The 19019-nt window shown below is 69.6% G+C and carries 19 protein-coding genes; 6 read left to right on the forward strand and 13 right to left on the reverse strand.

Annotated elements, in window-relative coordinates; all coding sequences use genetic code 11:
- Window positions 1–5 precede the first annotated feature (5 nt).
- Both ACGFSA_RS09895 and ACGFSA_RS09900 read left to right on the forward strand, forming a co-directional pair.
- Window positions 6–1016 (forward strand): NlpC/P60 family protein, encoded by a 1011-nt coding sequence (locus ACGFSA_RS09895; RefSeq protein WP_393302300.1) that lies wholly within the window; start codon window positions 6–8, stop codon window positions 1014–1016.
- 296 nt (window positions 1017–1312) lie between these two features.
- Window positions 1313–2032, forward strand: coding sequence for a phosphatase PAP2 family protein (locus ACGFSA_RS09900; protein WP_393302303.1), 720 nt, complete (start codon window positions 1313–1315; stop codon window positions 2030–2032).
- A gap of 53 nt (window positions 2033–2085) precedes the next feature.
- Here the strand turns inward: ACGFSA_RS09900 and ACGFSA_RS09905 are convergent, their stop codons facing one another.
- Both ACGFSA_RS09905 and ACGFSA_RS09910 read right to left on the reverse strand, forming a co-directional pair.
- Entirely contained in the window at window positions 2086–3675 is a 1590-nt protein-coding gene (locus tag ACGFSA_RS09905) for an FAD-binding oxidoreductase (protein WP_393302306.1), read from the reverse strand.
- 83 nt (window positions 3676–3758) lie between these two features.
- Window positions 3759–3953, reverse strand: coding sequence for a hypothetical protein (locus tag ACGFSA_RS09910; protein WP_393302309.1), 195 nt, complete (start codon window positions 3951–3953; stop codon window positions 3759–3761).
- Window positions 3954–4087: 134 nt separating this feature from the next.
- Between ACGFSA_RS09910 and ACGFSA_RS09915 the strand changes: the two genes are divergently transcribed.
- Both ACGFSA_RS09915 and ACGFSA_RS09920 read left to right on the forward strand, forming a co-directional pair.
- Window positions 4088–4996, forward strand: coding sequence for a hypothetical protein (locus ACGFSA_RS09915; protein ID WP_393302312.1), 909 nt, complete (start codon window positions 4088–4090; stop codon window positions 4994–4996).
- 120 nt (window positions 4997–5116) lie between these two features.
- Window positions 5117–5320 carry a hypothetical protein gene (locus tag ACGFSA_RS09920; protein WP_384362925.1) on the forward strand — a complete coding sequence of 68 codons (204 nt, stop codon included), beginning with the start codon at window positions 5117–5119 and terminating at the stop codon, window positions 5318–5320.
- 85 nt (window positions 5321–5405) lie between these two features.
- Here ACGFSA_RS09920 and ACGFSA_RS09925 read toward each other — a convergent pair whose 3' ends face one another.
- Window positions 5406–5765, reverse strand: coding sequence for a metal-sensitive transcriptional regulator (locus ACGFSA_RS09925; protein WP_393302315.1), 360 nt, complete (start codon window positions 5763–5765; stop codon window positions 5406–5408).
- A gap of 200 nt (window positions 5766–5965) precedes the next feature.
- Here ACGFSA_RS09925 and ACGFSA_RS09930 point away from each other — a divergent pair, with 200 nt between their 5' ends.
- Window positions 5966–6586 (forward strand): DUF47 domain-containing protein, encoded by a 621-nt coding sequence (locus ACGFSA_RS09930; protein WP_266983291.1) that lies wholly within the window; start codon window positions 5966–5968, stop codon window positions 6584–6586.
- A 5-nt stretch (window positions 6587–6591) separates the two neighbouring features.
- Window positions 6592–7590, forward strand: coding sequence for an anion permease (locus tag ACGFSA_RS09935; protein ID WP_393302318.1), 999 nt, complete (start codon window positions 6592–6594; stop codon window positions 7588–7590).
- Between the two features lie 230 nt (window positions 7591–7820).
- Here the strand turns inward: ACGFSA_RS09935 and pstB are convergent, their stop codons facing one another.
- The 10 genes from pstB to ACGFSA_RS09985 all read right to left on the reverse strand — a co-directional run bounded on the left by pstB (window position 7821) and on the right by ACGFSA_RS09985 (window position 18938).
- The gene (pstB, locus tag ACGFSA_RS09940; RefSeq protein WP_393302321.1) at window positions 7821–8597 is read right to left on the reverse strand and encodes a phosphate ABC transporter ATP-binding protein PstB; all 777 of its coding nucleotides are present in this window, start codon (window positions 8595–8597) and stop codon (window positions 7821–7823) included.
- A gap of 62 nt (window positions 8598–8659) precedes the next feature.
- Window positions 8660–9739 (reverse strand): phosphate ABC transporter permease PstA, encoded by a 1080-nt coding sequence (pstA, locus tag ACGFSA_RS09945; protein WP_393302324.1) that lies wholly within the window; start codon window positions 9737–9739, stop codon window positions 8660–8662.
- A complete protein-coding gene (pstC, locus tag ACGFSA_RS09950; protein WP_393302327.1) occupies window positions 9736–10734 on the reverse strand; it encodes a phosphate ABC transporter permease subunit PstC in 999 nt (332 codons plus the stop codon). The genes pstA and pstC overlap by 4 nt, the downstream gene beginning before the upstream one ends.
- A gap of 161 nt (window positions 10735–10895) precedes the next feature.
- Window positions 10896–12032: a phosphate ABC transporter substrate-binding protein PstS gene (pstS, locus tag ACGFSA_RS09955; RefSeq protein ID WP_393302330.1), complete on the reverse strand. Its 1137-nt coding sequence runs from the start codon at window positions 12030–12032 to the stop codon at window positions 10896–10898.
- A gap of 648 nt (window positions 12033–12680) precedes the next feature.
- The gene (locus tag ACGFSA_RS09960) at window positions 12681–13106 is read right to left on the reverse strand and encodes an NUDIX hydrolase (RefSeq protein ID WP_393302333.1); all 426 of its coding nucleotides are present in this window, start codon (window positions 13104–13106) and stop codon (window positions 12681–12683) included.
- Complete coding sequence (locus tag ACGFSA_RS09965; RefSeq protein ID WP_393302336.1) at window positions 13103–14134, reverse strand: CHAD domain-containing protein; 1032 nt, start codon at window positions 14132–14134, stop codon at window positions 13103–13105. The genes ACGFSA_RS09960 and ACGFSA_RS09965 overlap by 4 nt, the downstream gene beginning before the upstream one ends.
- Entirely contained in the window at window positions 14121–16376 is a 2256-nt protein-coding gene (locus tag ACGFSA_RS09970; RefSeq protein WP_393302339.1) for an RNA degradosome polyphosphate kinase, read from the reverse strand. The genes ACGFSA_RS09965 and ACGFSA_RS09970 overlap by 14 nt, the downstream gene beginning before the upstream one ends.
- A gap of 269 nt (window positions 16377–16645) precedes the next feature.
- Window positions 16646–17620, reverse strand: coding sequence for a hypothetical protein (locus ACGFSA_RS09975; protein WP_393302342.1), 975 nt, complete (start codon window positions 17618–17620; stop codon window positions 16646–16648).
- A complete protein-coding gene (locus ACGFSA_RS09980) occupies window positions 17617–18528 on the reverse strand; it encodes an ABC transporter ATP-binding protein (RefSeq protein ID WP_393302345.1) in 912 nt (303 codons plus the stop codon). Before ACGFSA_RS09980 ends, ACGFSA_RS09975 begins: the two co-directional genes overlap by 4 nt.
- Window positions 18525–18938, reverse strand: a complete 414-nt coding sequence (locus ACGFSA_RS09985) for a GntR family transcriptional regulator (protein ID WP_393302349.1) — start codon at window positions 18936–18938, stop codon at window positions 18525–18527. Before ACGFSA_RS09985 ends, ACGFSA_RS09980 begins: the two co-directional genes overlap by 4 nt.
- Window positions 18939–19019 lie beyond the last annotated feature (81 nt).

A 19019-nucleotide genomic window follows, 5' to 3' on the forward strand; every position in this document is an offset into this window, starting at 1 on the left:
GAGGGGTGCGGAAATTCTGGGTGGTCGGTGGGATCGGCATCGGGGTCGCCATGAGCTTCGTGGCGCTGCTCGTCGTCGGTACGTACTCCGCTGCCGCCGGCCTCGGCAGCGCCGGCAGCATCGGGGCCGTCGGGCTGGCGAAGGGGGCCGTGCCGGCGAAGTTCCAGCCGCTCGTGGAGAAGTGGGGCAACCTCTGCTCGGCCATCAACCCCGCGCTCCTCGCCGCGCAGCTGTACCAGGAGAGCGGGTGGAACCCGCGGGCCCAGAGCAAGGCCGCCGCGCAGGGCATCGCGCAGTTCATCCCCGGGACCTGGTCCGGGCACGGGATCGACGGGGACGGGGACGGGGACCGGGACGTATGGGATCCGGCCGATGCCATCCCCTCCGCCGCCAGCTATGACTGCGAACTCGCGGGGTACGTCAAGAAGGTGCCGGGGGATCAGACGGACAACATGCTGGCCGCCTACAACGCCGGTGCGTACCGGGTCATCAGGTCGGGCGGCGTACCGAAGATCGCGGAGACGCAGAACTACGTCAAGATCATCCGTTCGCTGGAGAAGAGCTTCGCCCGGCCTGTCGGGCGGGTCGAGCCCTCGCGGCAGGCGGCCGGGGCAATCTACTTCGCGCAGAAGAAGCTCGGCACGAAGTACCTGTGGGGCGGGAACGGCACGGCTGAGCAGGGTGGACGGTTCGACTGTTCCGGGCTGACGCAGGCCGCGTACCGGACCGTGGACATCGAGCTGCCGCGAGTGGCGAACGACCAGTACAACGCCGGGCCGCACCCCTCACGGGACGAGCTGCTCCCCGGCGACCTGGTCTTCTTCTCGGACGACCTGACCAACTCCCGGGCAATCCACCACGTCGGGCTGTACGTCGGCGGCGGGTACATGATCAACGCGCCGTACACCGGGGCCGTGATCCGCTTCGACAAGATCGACACGCCCGACTACTTCGGTGCGACACGTGTGACGAAGGACGGCGCCGCGGCACTCCCGACCGCCCAGCCGGCGGCGTGACAAAGAGTCGGCCGTGGCCGGAACTCTCCGTGAAGCCTGGGCCCTGAGCTGCGACGACGAGTCTCTCTTCGATAACGTCATGGTGATCATTCGGTGGAGAGTGGAACGTACACGCGGAGTGCGTCGTTCCCTGGACGGGGACAGCATGCGCACTGACCATGCGGCGCTGGCCGGCACAGTCGCGTACTTCACGCAGCAGTGATCGAAGCAGTGGTCGAACCGAACACGGGGGTTCGTCAAATGCGGTGCACACGGGTGTGCGCCGCGGCAGCAGACAAGGCAAGGGGCCGCAGCAGATGGCTGGACTCGCACTCGATGCGTCGAACCCCGACGTCAGCCTGCTCTACGACATCAATGGGCTCGCGAAGTCCGCTCCGACCTGGTTCGACCGGGTCATGGAGTTCGTCGGCGAGTACGGGATCATGCTCGGCATGGTCCTCGTGGTCCTGTGGTGCTGGTGGAGCGTCCGCCGGCGCGGCACGGTCGAGGACTCGGTGACCGCGGTCGTCGGGATCGTCTGGGCACCGCTCGCCGCCGGGATCGCGCTGCTCGTCAACATTCCGATCCGGGACTTCGTGGAGCGGCCGCGCCCGTTCCGCGACCACCAGGGCCTGGATGTCCTGGTGTCGGGGAAGAACGACTTCTCGTTCGTGAGCGACCACGCCACGATGGCGATGGCCCTCGGCGTCGGGCTGTTCGTGGCCAACCGGAAATTCGGGCTCGCCGCGATCGCCCTCGCGTTGGTGGAAGGGTTCTGCCGGATCTACATGGGGGTCCACTATCCGACCGACGTCATCGGCGGATTCGCGCTCGGCACGGCTGCTGCACTGCTGCTCGCCCCGCTCGCGATGGCGCTGCTGACGCCGGTCGTCGCCGCCGTCTCGCGGTCGGAGCGGGTGGGATGGCTCGTGCGGTCGCGGCGGCCCGTGCCGGCCGCGGCCGAGGGGCGCCCGCTCGGGATCCCGGAGCCGCGCCCGCGGGCGGGCGGCGGTGGCGAGAAGGATCTGGCTGCCTGAAGGCGGTGCGGCCGAGGGAGAACCGGGGGGCGTTCGCGCCCCCCGGTTCTGCTTTACAGCGCCTGCGGGAAAGTGAAGAGGCGCTCGGGGTCGTACTGCTTCTTCACCCGGGTGAGCCGGTCGGCCGCCGTTCCGTAGTACGCCTGCCGCCAGTTGGTCAGCGTCGGGTCCGTGTAGTTCTGGTACGCCGCCCCGGACGCGTATCGGCGCAGCGCCCCGTGGGTGTTTTTCAGCCACTCCTGTTGGGCCGTGCCCGCCGTGCCGGGTCGCCAGGCGGCGATGTACTGGGCGAGCATCCGTGAGCGGCGGTGGACGAACGCCGTCGCCCGCGGGTCGACCCGGTTGATCGCCCCGCCGAGCGCGGTGAGCGCGATCGATCCGCCGCCGCCGCTCGGGGTCACGCCGATCCGGGTGAACGCCTCGGTCCGGTCGAGCAGGGCCCGTATGCCCGCCGGGGACAGGGAGTGGTCGAAGAAGCCGGACGCGGCGGCGTAGGTCTCGCGCTGGAGCGCGCCCTGCGGGGTACGGCCGGGTGTCGTACCCGGCAGCCGGCACTGCGCGTCACTGATGCCGGAGCAGCCCGCGTACACCAGCATCGCCTCCTCGTAGCTGCGACGGCGCAGCGACACCGAGGACGCCGGTGCGCCGATCCGGTCGGCGAGACGGTCGACGGTGTTCTGGAGGTCGCCGTAGGTCCCGAGGCTGAACGCGGCGACCGACACGGTCGGGTGGCCGCCGCCCGGTCCCGCCGCGAGATGTGCGGAGGACCAGATCTCGTCCGGCTGGTCCGGGCCCCACTTCTGCCAGGCGGCGATGACGGACCGGGCGCGCGACCACGGCCACGACATGTACGCGGTGACGGTCTGCGGGGCCGGGCGGGTGCGGAACGTCAGCTCGGTGACCACGCCGAAGTTGCCGTTGCCCGCGCCGCGCAGCGCCCAGAAGAGGTCGGGGTGGTGCTTGGCGTCGGCGGTCACTGTCTTGCCGTCAGCGGTGACGAGCGTTGCCGCGGTGAGGCTGTCGCAGGTCAGGCCGTACGCGCGGGACGCGACGCCGTGGCCGCCGCCGAGTGTGAGACCGGAGATGCCGACCGTGGGGCAGGAGCCTCCGGGGATCGTCAGCCCGTGCCGGGCAAGACCCCGGTAGACGTCGATGAGTTTGGCGCCCGCGCCGACGGTGCCGTCCCGGCCGACCCGGGAGAGTGACGAGACGTCAATGACCAGGCGCCCATTGCCGCTCGACCAGCCCGCGTAGGAATGGCCGCCGCTGCGGATCGAGACGGGGGTGGAGCTGCGGCGGGCGAAGGCCAGGCACTCACGGATGTCCGCCTCGTGCCGGACGTACGCGACGGCTGCCGGTTTCTGGCCGTCGAAACGGGTGTTGTAGAGCTGGCGGGCCGTCCGGTACGCCGCGTCCTCGGGGCGCACGAGGGTGCCGTCGAGGCTCTTGGCCAGGGCGGGCCAGTTCGCCTTGCCGGTGGTGGCTGACGGTGAGCCGGCTGATGCGGGCGACGTGCGGGTGACGGTGGCCGTGGTGGCGTCCGAGGAACCCGTGCCGGTGCCTTGGCAGGCGGTGGCCGTGGCGCCGGCCAGGGCTGTTGCCGCGCCCGCGGTGAGCAGGGTGCGGCGGTTCGGCAGGTTCATCGGGCCTCCGGGTCATGGCCTCGCGGGTCGATCGGTCGGGCGACCGTCGGGTGGATCGGTTGTCGGTGATCTGTGATCTGTGATCAGCGGGCGGTGCGGTGTTGCTCGGCGTCGGTGCGGGCGCGGTCGCGGGAGCGACGGGCCGGGCCGGTCCATCCGCATCCGCAGCGGGCGATGCAGAACGAGCCGCGTTCGATGGTGAAGGGCTCGTGGGCGGGGGGCGTCAGCGGGGTGGCGGGAGCGGTCGGCGTGACCTCCGCGGTGTGTTGGTCGTACACGCGTCCACGGTACTGGGGACGGGCACCCGTCCGTGCGACCCACGAGGACGGCGTGACGGGGGACACGGGTGGTCGTTATGCGGGGCGGGTGGGGGGGCTCGGGCAAGCGGTACGTCGTTGAGGGTTGGCAGGCGATGGTGGTGCGGCAGCACAGGTCCGGAGGCGGGGCGCGCGCTGTCTGCGCCCTCGCCGTGGTGGGCGTGATGGCGGCGGCCGCCGGATGCTCGGACAGCGGTGGCCGGGGCGGGACCGACGCCGGCGGCCGGAGCGTGGTGGACGAGCGGGGTGGGGGCGATTCCCTCGATGTGATCCACCGGGCGGCCGCGGTGCTCGCCGGGGCAGGGGGCGGGAATCGGCCAGGGAGCCGGGACGTCGCCGGGAGCGCCGAGGTGCGTACGTCGATGGAGACCGCGGCAGGCGGGACGCGGGTGACGATCACCGGCCGGGGGACGTACGACTTCCGCAGGCAGCTCGGCCGGCTCACCGTGGTGCTGCCGAAGGACGCCGCGGGCGAGTACGAACACCGCCCCATCACCGAACTCCTCACCCCCGGTGCGCTCTACATGAAGAACCGTGGTGCCGGAGTCCCCGCCGGCAAGTGGGTCAGGGTCGACACGACGGCCCTGGCGGACGGCAATCTCGTCACGGGCGGGGTCACCGATCCCATGGCGGCCGCCGAACTGCTGCGCGGGGCGGACAAAGTGACGTACGTGGGGGAGAGCGAGCTCGCCGGGGTCATGGTCCGGCACTACCGGGGGACCACGGACCTCGGACGCGCGGCGCGGACCGCTTCGCAGCGATCGCGTGGCGCACTGGCCGCGGCGGCGAAAGGGTTCCGCACGGACGCGGTGCGGTTCGACGCGTATCTGGACGAGGCGGGGCGGCTGCGGAAGGTGCGGCACCGGTTCAGTTTCGCCAACGAGGGACCGGCGGTGCAGGTGGTGTCGACGACGCTGCTGTTCGGGTTCGGGGCGCCCGTGGATGTGCGGCTTCCGGACGATCGCGACATCTACACCGGGCAGATCGAACAGGGGCAGCGGTAGCGGCGGGGGAGGCGGCGGGCCGGGTGCGTAGGCATCCGGCGGGGCCGAAATGGTCCGTCCGTGCCATGCGCGGCGCGTGGTCCGCTCCCTACGCTAGGAAGTCGGCGACGGCAGTGAGAGGTGACGTACGTGGTGACGCTCAGCACTCGGACCGTTCAGGACCATGTGGCCCTCGCCGAGATCGAGCTATGCGGTGAGCTGATGATCGCGGCGTCGGCCGCGATCGGGGAACGGCTCAGTGCGGACCGTATCGACGAGGTGCTCAACGTCGGGGCGGGCACCGAACGCACCGCCGTCCCCCGGCAGGGTGACCACCGGGGATGACGGACGAAAGCGCACGTCAGGCGGCGCCTCGGACGGTGCCCCACGAAGTGCGACCGCACACCGTGCGACCTCCCGCGGTGCTGCCTCAGGTGCGGAGCAGGCGGGCGATGGCCTTCGTGGCTTCCTCGACCTTCGCGTCGATCTCCTCGCCGCCCTTGACCGCCGCGTCCGCGACGCAGTGGCGCAGATGCTCCTCGAGAAGCTGGAGCGCGAACGACTGGAGCGCCTTGGTGGACGCCGAGACCTGCGTGAGTATGTCGATGCAGTAGACATCCTCGTCGACCATGCGCTGCAGACCACGGATCTGGCCCTCGATCCGGCGCAGCCGCTTGACGTGGTCGGCCTTCTGGTGGTGGTAGCCGTGTACGCCGCGGTCGTGGTCGGTGAGGATCTCCGCCGTTTCCTCGGTGGGTTCCGTTGCCTCTGTGGTCTCGGTGGTGGTCATTGCTGCCTCCCGTTTTCCCTTTACCCTGCGCTTTACATACCCCTGGTGGGTATATCTTAACGAATTCGGCTGAACCGTGACCGGGGGCCCGTGCTGATCACACTGTTCGATGCGCGACACTGAAGAATGCCGGTTAGCCGTGGCCGGATGATGCGCCTAGCATCAGCCTGACCGAAACCAAAGCATCCCGAGGACCCCACGTGCGCTTTCGTCTGACCCCCAGGGAGACGAGCTTCTATGACATGTTCTCCGCATCCGCGGACAACATCGTCACGGGCTCGAAACTCCTCATGGAACTGCTCGGGGCGGACTCTGCCTCCCGAGTCGAGATCGCGGAACGTATGCGGGCAGCGGAGCACGCAGGGGACGATGCGACCCACGCGATCTTCCACCAGCTGAACTCCTCTTTCATCACGCCGTTCGACCGCGAGGACATTTACAACCTCGCATCGTCGCTCGACGACATCATGGACTTCATGGAGGAGGCCGTCGACCTGGTCGTGCTGTACCAGATCGAAGAACTCCCCAAGGGTGTCGAGCAGCAGATCGAGGTGCTGGCGCGGGCGGCCGAGCTGACCGCCGAGGCGATGCCCAACCTGCGCACGATGGACAACCTCACCGAGTACTGGATCGAGGTCAACCGCCTGGAGAACCAGGCCGACCAGATCCACCGCAAGCTGCTCGCCCATCTCTTCAACGGCAAGTACGACGCCATTGAGGTGCTGAAGCTCAAGCAGATAGTGGATGTGCTGGAAGAGGCGGCCGATGCGTTCGAGCACGTCGCCAACACGGTGGAGACCATCGCGGTCAAGGAGTCCTGAACCACGTGGACACCTTTGCGCTGATCGTGACCATCGGTGTCGCGCTCGGCTTCACCTATACGAACGGCTTTCACGACTCGGCGAACGCCATCGCCACCTCGGTCTCCACCCGGGCGCTGACCCCGCGGGCGGCCCTGGCGATGGCCGCGGTGATGAACCTCGCCGGTGCCTTCCTGGGACAGGGAGTCGCCAAGACCGTCAGTGAGGGCCTGATCGCGACGCCCGAGGGGCAGAAGGGGATGGGAATCCTCTTCGCCGCCCTTGTCGGCGCGATCATCTGGAACCTCGTCACCTGGTATTTCGGTCTGCCCTCGTCGTCCTCGCACGCGCTGTTCGGCGGCATGGTCGGTGCGGCGCTGGCCGGCGGAACGCTGGTGCACTGGGACGGGGTGCTCGACAAGGTCGTCATCCCGATGTTCGTCTCGCCGGTCGTCGGTCTGGTCGTGGGCTATCTGGTGATGGTCACGATCATGTGGCTGTTCCGGAAGACCAACCCGCACAAGGCCAAGCGTGGATTCCGCATAGCGCAGACGGTCTCGGCGGCAGGCATGGCGCTCGGGCACGGTCTGCAGGACGCGCAGAAGACGATGGGCATCGTGGTGATGGCGCTGGTCATCGCCGGTGTCGAGAGTCCGAGCGACCCGATCCCGGTCTGGGTGAAGATCGTCTGCGCGCTGATGCTCTCGCTGGGCACGTACGCGGGTGGCTGGCGGATCATGCGGACGCTCGGCCGGAAGATCATCGAGCTGGACCCGCCGCAGGGATTCGCCGCGGAGACGACCGGGGCGTCGATCATGTTCGGCTCGGCCTACCTGTTCCACGCGCCCATCTCCACGACGCATGTGATCACCTCGGCGATCATGGGTGTGGGGGCCACGAAGCGGGTCAACGCGGTGCGGTGGGGGGTCGCGAAGAACATCATCCTCGGGTGGTTCATCACGATGCCGGCCGCGGCACTGGTCGCCGCCGCGAGTTACGGGGTCGTCGTTCTGCTGTTCGGGTGAGTGACGCCCCCACGGGCTTGAAGTGAAAGGGGTCCGCCCCCGCTCCCTTGTGAGGAGCGGGGGCGGACCCTTCGCCTTGGGGGTGGCACCGCCATGCAGCACCCCAAAGGCTGTCTGTGAACGGGGCCGGTTCGCCGGAGGGGTGTGGTGGGTTCGCCGGTGGAAACCCACCACCGGCAGTTACCATCCACGCCCCCGGCCCGGGCCGACCCCGTACCCGGGTGACCTGGTCACCCGAAGCGGCCGGAGATGTAGTCCTCCGTCGCCCGGACCGACGGGTTGGAGAAGATCCGTTCCGTCTCGTCTATCTCCACGAGCTTGCCGGGCTTGCCGACCGCAGCGAGGTTGAAGAACGCCGTGCGGTCCGAGACACGGGCCGCCTGCTGCATGTTGTGCGTCACGATGACGATCGTGAAGCGCTCCTTCAGCTCGCCGATCAGGTCCTCGATGGCGAGGGTGGAGATCGGGTCCAGGGCGGAGCACGGTTCGTCCATCAGCAGCACATCCGGCTCGACCGCGATCGCGCGGGCGATGCACAGGCGCTGCTGCTGGCCGCCGGACAGGCCGGAGCCGGGCTTGTTCAGGCGGTCCTTGACCTCGTTCCAGAGGTTGGCGCCACGGAGAGACTTCTCGACGACGTCCGCCAGCCGGCTCTTCTTGTACGAACCGTTCAGCTTCAGGCCCGCCGCGACATTGTCGAAGATCGACATGGTCGGGAAGGGGTTCGGCCGCTGGAAGACCATGCCGACCGTGCGGCGCACGGTGACCGGGTCGACGTTGGACCCGTACAGGTCCTCGTTGTCCAGCAGGACCTTGCCCTCGACGCGGCCACCGGGGGTGACCTCGTGCATCCGGTTCAGAGTGCGCAGGAAGGTGGACTTGCCACAGCCGGACGGGCCGATGAAAGCCGTCACGGAACGGGGCTCCACGGTCATCGAGATGTCCTCGATGGCGAGGTGTGAGCCGTAATAGGCGGACAGGCCGCTGACGTCGATGCGCTTGGCCATCTGAATCACTGCTTCTTTCTGTTGGCCGCGTCAGCGGCCGGCCACGCGGCGGAGCCGCATATTCAGTGCTGTGGGGCTTTCCAGCGGGCGATACCGCGGGCCACCAGGTTGAGGATCATGACGAAGGCGATCAGGACCAGAGCGGCCGCCCAGGCGCGGTCGTACGACGCCTCGCTGCCGATCTTGTACTGCTCCCAGATGTAGAAGGGGAGCGACGACTGCGCGCCTTGGAAGGGATTGGTGTTGATCAGCTGGCTACCGAAGACCAGCAGCATGATCGGTGCGGTCTCGCCGGCGATCCGGGCGATCGCGAGCATCACACCCGTGGTGATACCGCCGATCGCGGTGGGCAGGACCACCTTCAGGATGGTGCGCCACTTCGGGATGCCGAGGGCGAGTGATGCCTCGCGGAGCTCGTTCGGGACGAGCTTGAGCATCTCCTCGGTGGAGCGGACCACGACCGGGATCATCAGGATCGTGAGCGCCAGCGAACCCATCAGGCCGGACGGCTGGAGCTTCGCCATCAGCATGATCGACAGGATGAAGAGACCGGCGACGATGGACGGGATACCGGTCATCACGTCGACGAAGAACGTCACGGCCTTGGCGAGCGCGCCCTTGCCGTACTCCACCAGGTAGACGGCGGTCAGCAGGCCGATCGGGGCGGAGATCAGGGTGGCGAGGCCGACCTGCTCCAGGGTGCCGATCAGCGCGTGGTAGACGCCGCCGCCCGGCTCCATGCCGAGCACACCCGCCATGGAGTGGGTGAGGAAGTAGCCGTTCAGGACCTTCGAGCCGCGGCTGACCGTCGTCCAGACCAGCGAGGCCAGCGGCACGACGGCGAGGAGGAAGCACACCCAGACGATGCTGGTGGCGAGCCGGTCCTTGGCCTGGCGCTGGTTCTCGACGACCGACGTCGTGACGTACGAGATGACGACGAAGAGCACTGCGGAGAACAGGCCCCACTGGATGTGGCTCTGCCAGCCCGCGGCCGCGCCGATGCCGACGCCGAGCACGAGCGCGGCGCCCGCGAAGGCGGCCGGGGCCCAGCGGGGGAGCGCCCGGCTGCTGAGGCTGTTCCGGGAAGCGGCCGCCGTGGGGGTGGGGCGTTCCTGTATGCCGGTGTTGGCTGCCTGGCTCATGCGTTGGCCCCCGAGTACTCCTTGCGGCGGGCGATGATGAGCCGGGCCGCGCCGTTGACCAGCAGGGTGAGGATGAAGAGGACGAGGCCGGAGGCGATCAGGGCGTCGCGCCCGAACTGGTCGGCCTCGTCGAACTTCGCGGCGATGTTCTGGGCGAACGTTCCGCCGCCGGGGTTGAGCACATGCGCCGAGATGACGAAGCTCGGCGACAGGACCGTGGCGACGGCCATCGTCTCGCCGAGTGCGCGGCCCAGGCCCAGCATCGACGCGGAGATCACGCCGGAGCGGCCGAAGGGCAGCACCGAGAGGCGGATGACTTCCCAGCGGGTGGCGCCGAGAGCGAGGGCGGCTTCCTCGTTCATCTTCGGGACCTGGAGGAAGACCTCGCGGCTGACGCTCGTCACGATCGGCAGGATCATGATCGCGAGCAGGATGCCGACGGTGAAGAGCGAGCGGGCGACGCCGACCTCGGTCTTCTCCAGGACGTACGTCCAGCCGAAGAACTGGTCGAGCCAGAGGTTGAGCCCCTCCAGGTACGGGACCAGGAAGAGGGCGCCCCAGATGCCGTACACGATGCTCGGCACTGCCGCGAGCAGATCGACGACGTACGCGAGGGGTGCGGCCAGCTTGCGCGGCGCGTAGTGCGAGATGAAGAGGGCGATACCGACAGCGATCGGAACCGCGATGGCCATCGCGATGATCGAGCTGACGATCGTGCCGAAGAGCAGGACCGCGATACCGAAGACCGGCTTGTCGCCGACCGGGTTCCAGTCCAGCGTGGTGAAGAAGTTGCCCTCGTCCTGGGAGACGGCGAGGGTCGCGCGGTACGTGAGAAACACGGCGATCGACGCCATGATCACGAGCAGCAGAATGCCTGAGCCCCGCGAGAGGCCCAGGAAGATTTTGTCGCCCGCGCGTCCGGGGGCCTTGGGCCTGGCGCGCTTGCGCTGCACCGGGAGCACCGGTGGCGTGTCTATCGGTGTGGTGGAAGCCATGGTCTTTCCGGTCTGTGTGGGGGAGCGACGTGCTCCCCTGGCGGCGGTGCACCGGATGGGGGTGGTGCCGACGGGCCGGTCCGGAGGGGTGCACCGGGCCGGCCTGTCGGGTGTTGCTGGTGGAGCTGGGTTTCAGCTGGCGTTACTGCTGTTGCTTCTGGTTACTTGAGGGACGCGATGGTGTCGCGGACCTTGGCGTTGATCTCGGTCGGGATCGGCGCGTAACCGGCCTCGGTGAGGACCTTCTGGCCCTCGTCACTCGCGGTGTAGTTCAGGAAGGACTTGACCGTGGGGAGCGTCTCGGCCTTGTTGCCCGTGTCGCAGACGACCTCGTAGGTCACCAGGACGATCGGGTACGCACCCTCGGCCTTGGTGGTGTAGTCGAGGCTGAGCGCCAGGTCCTTGCCGGTGCCCTTGATCTTGGCGGCGGCGATGGCCTTGGAGGCGTTCTCCGAAGAGGCCTTGACCGGGGCGGAGCCACCGGTGTTGATGTCGACCGTGGAGATGGACTGCGACGAGGCGTACGAGAGCTCGAAGTAACCGATCGAGCCGTCGACCTGCTTCACCTGGGCGGCGACACCGGCCGAGCCGGACGCGGCCTGGCCACCGGGGGCCGGCCACTTCTTCTCGGGCTCGTACTTCCAGTCGTTCGGCGCGGTGGCGGCGAGGTACTTGCCGAGGTTCTGCGTGGTGCCGGAGTCCTCGGAGCGGTGGAAGGCCTGGATCGCCTTGTCCGGCAGCTTCGCGCCCTTGTTGAGCTTGGCGATCGCCGGGTCGTTCCACTTCTTGATCTTGCCGTCGAAGATCTTGGCGAGCGTGGGGGCGTCCAGCGTCAGGCTGTCGACACCCTCGAGGTGGAAGCCGATCGCGATGGGGCCGCCGACCATCGGGAGGTTGATGCCCTGGCCGGTCTTGCAGACCTTCTTCGAGTCCGCGACCTCTTCGGGCTTCAGCGCCGAGTCGGAGCCGGCGAAGCCGACCGTGCCCTGGTTGAAGGCGATGATGCCTTCACCGGAGGACGACGACTTGTAGTTGACCTCCACGCCCTTGCAGCCGGCCATGTAGTTCTTGACCCAGAGGTCCATGGCGTTCTTCTGCGCGCTGGAGCCGGAGGCGAGGAGCTGGCCCTTGGCGTCGTCGCACTTGACGTTCGACGCGGCGCTCGTCTTCTCGCCGCTGCCGCCGGTGGCGCTGCCGCTGTTGTTGTCCGAACCGCACGCCGTGAGGACCAGGGCGCTGGAGACGGCGAGGGCACCGAGCGCGGTGGCACGAAGCCGGTTCTTGCGCTGAAGCTTCACTTTCGGGTTTTTCCTTCCAGGAGCCGCCGAGGTCTTGTTCGTTCTACGACGGCGTGCGATGTGATGGGTGGTGCGGCGTCTCGCCGCGCACCGTGCATTGCCGAAGTTAGGCAGAACAGGTGAAGTGGCTTGCGGGGGAGAGTGAACAGAAGGTGAACCGTGGCGGGCGGCCTGGTTCTCGCCGCGGGGCCCCTGGGCGGGGCGGGGCCCCTGGGCGGGGCGTTGCGTGGTGCCCCGGTCCGGGGCGGGGGTTCTGTCCTCAAGCGCCGGACGGGCTGGATGTGCGGGCTTGCCGCGTCCGGCGGGTTCGGGCCCACGGGGGTGGGCGGTTCCGTCCTCAAGCGCCGGACGGGCTGGAGGTGTGCGTCTGGCCCCGTGGTGGTGCCGTCGCCTGCCCGGTGGGTGGTGGTCCGGGGCCCCTCCGGGGTGTCTCCTCGGGCGACGAACGTTCGGCGGGTACGCGAGGGGAGCCCAGGTCTTTGTTCGTCGCCCTGCGGGGACTCCCCTGCACGGCCCCGGACCGGCCGTCCCGCGGGTGCGGCCCGGTACGCCCCGTTGCCGGGCAGCACACTCAAGCCCGTCCGGCGCTTGAGGACGGAACCCCGCCCCCCGGACCCGGGGACGAGAACCACACCGCCCGCCGGGGCGTTACGGCTGCTCGCCCGCCGCGCGAAGAGCGTCGAGGAGGACTGTGACCAGTTCCCTGTCTCTCTCGTGCGTGAGGCGCCCCCGTGCCGCTGGGGGAGGCAGCCAAAGCATCCGGTCCACTTCCCTGCTTGGCGCGAACGCTCCGCCGGTGGCTTGAGCGGCCCAGTAACGGACTTCCTTGGGGCGGCCCTCGACCAGGTATCGGGCAGTCGGTAGGGCGGCTCCCAAGTCGCACGTCATACCGGTTTCCTCGCGGACCTCGCGTATCGCGGCATCCCGGAACGCCTCGCCAGGCTTGAGCTTGCCTTTTGGGTGGGACCAATCTGACCACTTAGGCCGATGGATTAGGGCAAGCTCGATTCCGTCGGTGAAAGGGGACCGGCGCCACAGCACGCACCCCGCGGCCTGCACGGTCCCGCCGCTCATGGCGCGGTCACAGCCGCCGTCGTGTACGGCCAGGCCTCCCGGAACACCCCGCGGGCGGCCTCCACCTCGTGCCGCTGGTCGGCGTGGAGCACCCCCAGGGCGTACGCGGTGGCCGGCGCGATCCTCGGCGTACGGGCCGCCGATGCCGCCGCCGCGGCGGCCTCCGCCGCGTCCCGGTGCAGGTCGAGCGCGTGTCCGGGGGCGGCCAGGACCGGGTCGGGGGCGCCGCGTACCACCTCGTGGGCGTACCGGTGCAGTCGTAGTAGAAGGCGGGCCTGGTGCCAGGGCGCGTCGTGCGCCTCGTTGTACGGCTCGACCGTCTCGTCGGACGGGAGCGTGGCCACCGCACCGAGCAGCCGCTGCTCGGCCCGGTCCGCGGGCCCGTGCAGCATCTCGGCCGCCGGGGCCGTGGCCGCGGTGGAGAGCGGGACCTCGGAGGCGAGCAGGGCGACCGCGTCGGCGACCGCGTGGAACCGGGACGAGCCGAGCGCCTGGAGGGCCGCCGAGTGGGCGCGGGTCCTGGCGAGGGTGAGCTGCCGTTCCAGAAGCGCTCCGGCCCGGGCCGCACCGACGCCGAGTGCGGCCCGTTCCTTGGCCTGCGCGGCGTCGTGCTGGATGAGATCGAGATCGGTGCCGGAGGCGGCCCGCTGGGTGCGGGGCGGCGGCAGCGACGTGCCGGACAGGACGTGCAGCGCTTCGAGGAGCCGGGTCAGCCGGGTCGCGTACGCGTGCTCGCGGGCCAGCGTGCCGGAGAGCCAGGCCAGTTCCGTACGGAGCTGCTCGGCCCAGCCGGGTTCGAGTGCCGACCGGAAGGTGTGCAGGGTACCGCTGATGCGGCGGGCCGAGCGGCGCAGTGCACCGGCGGCCTGCTCGGCGGCGAGTGTCCCGGCGTCCGTGGGGGCGCTGTTCTCGCGGTGCAGGCGCAGGCTGCGAAGGAAGTTCGCGGCCTGTTCCTGCAGGTAGGGGGCGAGGACCGCGCCCGCGGACAGGTCCGTCCGGGTCGTCGTCTGGTGGTCAGGGCGTCGCACGCCGGCGCCTCCGGGCGTCAATGAGCATTTCCTGTACGTTCCGCAGCGGCTGGCCGTCCCCGTCCGTGGCGTGCCGGTTCCAGTTCCCGTCGGGACCGAGGTGCCAGGAGGAGGTGGTGTCGGCCATGCCGGTCTCCAGGAGCCGGCTGAGCGCGGCACGGTGAGCGGGGTCGGTGACCCGGACCAGTGCTTCGATCCGGCGGTCGAGGTTGCGGTGCATCATGTCGGCGCTGCCGAACCACACTTCGGGTTCGCCGCCGTTGCCGAACGAGAAGATCCGGGAGTGTTCGAGGAAGCGGCCCAGTATCGAGCGGACCCGGATGTTCTCGGAGAGGCCGGTGACGCCGGGGCGGATCGCGCAGATGCCGCGTACCCAGATGTCCACCGGAACGCCCGCCTGGGCCGCCCGGTAGCAGGCGTCGATGATCGCTTCGTCGACCATCGAATTGACCTTGAACCGTACGTAGGCGGGGCGGCCGGCCCGCTGGTGCGCGATCTCCTTGTTTATCCGGGAGATCAGCCCGTCGCGCAGGGACCTGGGGGCGACGAGGAGGCGGCGGTACGTCTCGCGGCGGGAGTAGCCGGAGAGCCGGTTGAAGAGGTCGGAGAGGTCCGCCCCGACCTGCGGGTCGGCGGTCAGCAGGCCGAGGTCCTCGTACAGCCGTGCGGTCTTGGGGTGGTAGTTGCCGGTGCCGACGTGCGAGTAGCGGCGCAGCGTGTCGCCCTCCTGGCGGACGACGAGGGAGAGCTTGCAGTGTGTCTTCAACCCGACGAGGCCGTAGACCACATGGCAGCCCGCCTCCTCCAGCTTGCGCGCCCACTTGATGTTGGCCTGCTCGTCGAAGCGGGCCTTGATCTCGACGAGTACGAGGACCTGCTTGCCGGACTCGGCGGCGTCGATCAGGGCGTCGACTATCGGCGAGTCGCCCGAGGTCCGGTACAGCGTCTGCTTGATCGCGAGCACGTCCGGGTCGCTCGCCGCCTGCTCCAGGAACGCCTGGACGGAGGTGGAGAACGAGTCGTACGGGTGGTGCAGCAGCACATCGCGTTCGCGCAGCCCGGCGAAGACGTCGGGCGCCGAGGCGGACTCGACCTCGGCGAGATCACGGTGGGTGCCCGCGATGAACCTGGGGTACTTCAGCTCCGGGCGGTCCAGTGACGCTATGCCGAACAGCCCGGTGAGGTCGAGCGGTCCGGGCAGCGGGTAGACCTCGGCGTCGGACACCTTCAGCTCGCGGACCAGCAGGTCGAGCACGTACGGGTCGATGGACTCCTCGACCTCCAGGCGCACCGGCGGGCCGAAGCGACGCCGCATGAGCTCCTTCTCCAGGGCCTTGAGCAGGTTCTCGGCGTCGTCCTCCTCGACTTCGAGGTCCTCGTTCCGGGTGACCCGGAACATGTGGTGGGCGAGGACCTCCATGCCCGGGAAGAGCTCTTCGAGGTGGGCGGCGATGACGTCCTCGATGGGCACGTAACGCTGCGGCGACGCCTCCAGGAACCGGGTCAGCAGCGGCGGCACCTTGACGCGGGCGAAGTGGCGGTGGCCGCTGACGGGGTTGCGTACGACGACCGCGAGGTTGAGCGAGAGGCCCGAGATGTACGGGAACGGGTGCGCCGGGTCGACGGCCAGTGGTGTCAGCACGGGGAAGACCCGCTGCCGGAAGAAGGTGAACAGGCGGGCCTGTTCCTTCTCGGTCAGTTCCGGCCAGCGGATCAGCTGGATGCCCTCGTCGGACAGTGCGGGCGCGATGTCCTGCTGGTAGCAGGCGGCGTGCCGGGCCATGAGTTCGCGGGACCGTGTCCAGATCAGGTCGAGGACCTCGCGGGGCTGCAGACCGGACGCGGAGCGGGTGGCGACGCCGGTGGCGATACGGCGCTTGAGGCCGGCCACCCGGACCATGAAGAACTCGTCCAGGTTAGAGGCGAAGATCGCGAGGAAATTCGCTCGTTCGAGGAGGGGTGTCGCCGGGTCCTCGGCGAGCTCCAGCACTCGTTCGTTGAATGCGAGCCAACTGCGCTCCCGGTCCAGGAAGCGGCCCTGCGGCAGCTCGCTGCCGTCGACGTCGGGTTCGTACACGTCCACGTCGGCGTCGAGATCGGGATCGAGGTCGGCGGCCATGGAAAGACCGGCTCCCGCGTAATTCGGGGATGCGACGGCATGGGGCCGGTGCGCGGCGAGAGAGCCGACCGACGGCTGCACGATGGGCTGGACCGGGACCTCGGAGCTGGGCAACTTGCTCATGGCCCTATTGTTCCGCGCAGAAGGCTTCTGGGGCGCGTCGGAAGGGGCGGAGATCGCGGAAAACCCGGGGTTTCTGCCGGAATTTCTCCCGTTGTGGGGGGTCGGCACAGCTGGCTGCATCCTGAGAGGGTCGCAAGCGCGTCTGAATGGGCGGTAACGGCGACATGACGTGCAGGAAGCGGTGTGCGGTGCGGGTTGCGGTGTCGCGCTGCGTGTGCGGGGTCCGGGCCGCCCCCCTCCGCGGCCCGGACCCCGCCGATCGGGGCGGGTCAGCCGTGGCGTCGGCGCAGCACGCGGAAGGCGAGGGCGACGGCAGCGGCGGCGAGGACGAGCAGGATGCCGGTCTCGACCAGCTGGAGCGGCCAGAAGTGCGAGGCGGGGTGGTAGTCGAGGTAGCGGAACGCGACGTCGTGGCCGGCCAGGCAGTCCTTCAGATCGTCGGCCGAGTTCAGGCACAGGTCGGCGGGCAGCCGCTTGCCTCCGGTGGTGATCCACCCCTGGCCGGTGTCGACAGCCGCATCGGGGAACCGGTAGGCGCTCCCGAGCCGGAAGGTGTCCGTACGGACCGGCCACAGTCCGTTGCGTACGGTGTTCAGGGCCACGACCAGTGCGCCGTACGCGAGCACCGTCACGATCATCGCGGCGACCGTGCGCCGCAGCAGAAGCGCGGCGAGCGCGCCGAAGGCGAGCATGCACAGGGCGTAGCCCACGGGGACGGTGCCCATCGCGCCGTACGTGACCCGCTCGTGCCACTCCCCCGGGTAGTGCGTTTCGTTCCGCTGCGCCCAGGCCCAGGCGGAGGCGGCGGACAGGACGGAGACTCCGGCAAGGGTCAGGACGGCGGGCACGGCGAGCTGTGCGGCGAGCCAGCGCGCGGGTGACACGGACTGGGTCCAGGACAGCTTGTACGTGCCGCTCTCCAGCTCCCGGCCGATCACCGGACCTGCGACGAAGATGCCGATGAAGCCGGGCAGCAGCATCATCACCAGGTCGGCGTACGCGAGCACTTGGCGGAAGCGGAGTTCGGTGTCGAGGAAGTGACGGACGGTGTCGCCGCAGCCCAGGGTGGTGTTCTGGGCCGAGCAGCCGGTGCCCGCGAACGTGTCGGAGACGGAGCTCATCCACAGGTAGGTGCCGACCACGGCGGCGATCCCGGCGAGCGCGAGGGCGCCGACGGTCCACAGGGTCCAGCGGTGCCGACGTACGACGACCCGGGCCGGGCCGCGCAGGCTGAGGGTGCTCATCGCGCCGCCACCGCCTCACGGGCCACGGTCTCGCTGTGCGCCGCGCTCGGCGTCAGCAGCGCGGGCGCGTCCGGTGACCGCAGGTGTGCCAGCAGCAGCTCCTCCAGTGACGGTGTCGCGATCTCCCAGGCCGCGTCGTCCACCGGGCCCTCCTTCCGTACCAGTGCGGTCAGCCCGCGCCCCGTCGTGCGGGACTCGACGACGGTGTGCGGTGCCAGGTCCCGTACCGGACCCGTGAGCAGGGCGTGTGCGGCGAGGATGTTCTCCGTCTCGCCGCCGAGACGGACCCGGCCGCCGTCGACGAGGAGGAGGTAGTCGCAGGCGCCCTCCAGCTCGGTGAGGATGTGCGAGGACATCACGATGGTGGTGGCGTGCTCGGCGGCCTCCGCCATCAGGACGCCCATCAGCTGGTGCCGGACGAGCGGGTCGAGGTCGGCCATCGGCTCGTCGAGCAGCAGCAGTTCGGCGCGCTTGCCGAGCGCGAGGGCGAGCGCGAGGCGGGTGCGCTGGCCGCCGGAGAGCGTACGGACCCTGTCGTCCCTCGGGAGGTCCCCGATGACGCGTTCGGCGGTGGCCCGGTCCCAGGTGGCGGGGTTCAGCTCGGCGCCCGCCCAGAGCGTTTCGGCGACCGTCAACTGCGGGTACAGCGGCTTGTCCTGGGCCACGAAGGCCATCCGGGTCCGCGCCTCGGCGGGCGTGGCGCCCAGGATCCGCAGGGTTCCCTCGGCCGGCCGCAGGAACCCGGCGGCGAGGGAGAGCAGGGTGGACTTGCCGGCGCCGTTGGGCCCGACGAGCGCGCACACGCGCCCCGCGGGCAGCCGGAACGAGCAGTCGCGCAGCGCCCAGCCACCGCTTTTGCGCCGGTACTTCATGCCGAGGCCGGTCGCCTCGATCGCAGCGCCTGTCATGTGCGGTCGTCCCCCTTGTACGTGCTGTCCAGTACGGCGGTGAAGAGCGCGGCCATGTCGTCGCGCTCCAGCCCCGCCGTGCGGGCCCGGCGGGCCCAGTCGGTGAGTTCTCCCCGCAGGGGTGTGTCCGTGGTGGCCGTGGTCCCGAGGGTCCGGCGCACGAATGTGCCCATCCCGCGCCGGGCCTCGACGAGGCCCTCGCGCTCCAGTTCGCGGTAGGCCTTGAGCACGGTGTTCGGGTTGATGGCGGTGGCCTCGACGACCTCGCGTGCGGTGGGCAGCCGGTCGCCGGGCTCCAGCAGTCCGAGGCGGAGGGCCTGTTTGGTCTGCTGGACGATCTGGAGGTACGTGGCCACGCCGCTGCGCCGGTCGATGCGGAACTCGACCGCTGCGGACTCTGCCATGTTCATCCCTTTCACTAATGGAGTAGTGAAAGGGTGTCGGAAAGAGGGGGCGGCGTCAAGCGACGCCGCCCCGGGGGACGTTCTGCG

Origin of the sequence: Streptomyces sp. NPDC048496, assembly GCF_043200055.1 — a bacterium.
GTDB lineage: Bacteria > Actinomycetota > Actinomycetes > Streptomycetales > Streptomycetaceae > Streptomyces.

Excerpts from the sequence above, each read along its gene's own strand:
- pstB (WP_393302321.1), bottom strand. The coding sequence starts at position 8,597 with ATGGCCAAGCGCATCGACGTCAGCGGCCTGTCCGCCTATTACGGCTCA.
- ACGFSA_RS09925 (WP_393302315.1), bottom strand. The coding sequence starts at position 5,765 with ATGACCACCACCGAGACCACAGAGGCAACGGAACCCACCGAGGAAACG.
- ACGFSA_RS09905 (WP_393302306.1), bottom strand. The coding sequence starts at position 3,675 with ATGAACCTGCCGAACCGCCGCACCCTGCTCACCGCGGGCGCGGCAACA.
- ACGFSA_RS09915 (WP_393302312.1), top strand. The coding sequence starts at position 4,088 with ATGGTGGTGCGGCAGCACAGGTCCGGAGGCGGGGCGCGCGCTGTCTGC.
- pstA (WP_393302324.1), bottom strand. The coding sequence starts at position 9,739 with ATGAGCCAGGCAGCCAACACCGGCATACAGGAACGCCCCACCCCCACG.
- ACGFSA_RS09985 (WP_393302349.1), bottom strand. The coding sequence starts at position 18,938 with ATGAACATGGCAGAGTCCGCAGCGGTCGAGTTCCGCATCGACCGGCGC.
- ACGFSA_RS09975 (WP_393302342.1), bottom strand. The coding sequence starts at position 17,620 with ATGAGCACCCTCAGCCTGCGCGGCCCGGCCCGGGTCGTCGTACGTCGG.
- pstC (WP_393302327.1), bottom strand. The coding sequence starts at position 10,734 with ATGGCTTCCACCACACCGATAGACACGCCACCGGTGCTCCCGGTGCAG.
- ACGFSA_RS09980 (WP_393302345.1), bottom strand. The coding sequence starts at position 18,528 with ATGACAGGCGCTGCGATCGAGGCGACCGGCCTCGGCATGAAGTACCGG.
- ACGFSA_RS09970 (WP_393302339.1), bottom strand. The coding sequence starts at position 16,376 with ATGAGCAAGTTGCCCAGCTCCGAGGTCCCGGTCCAGCCCATCGTGCAG.
- ACGFSA_RS09960 (WP_393302333.1), bottom strand. The coding sequence starts at position 13,106 with ATGAGCGGCGGGACCGTGCAGGCCGCGGGGTGCGTGCTGTGGCGCCGG.
- ACGFSA_RS09900 (WP_393302303.1), top strand. The coding sequence starts at position 1,313 with ATGGCTGGACTCGCACTCGATGCGTCGAACCCCGACGTCAGCCTGCTC.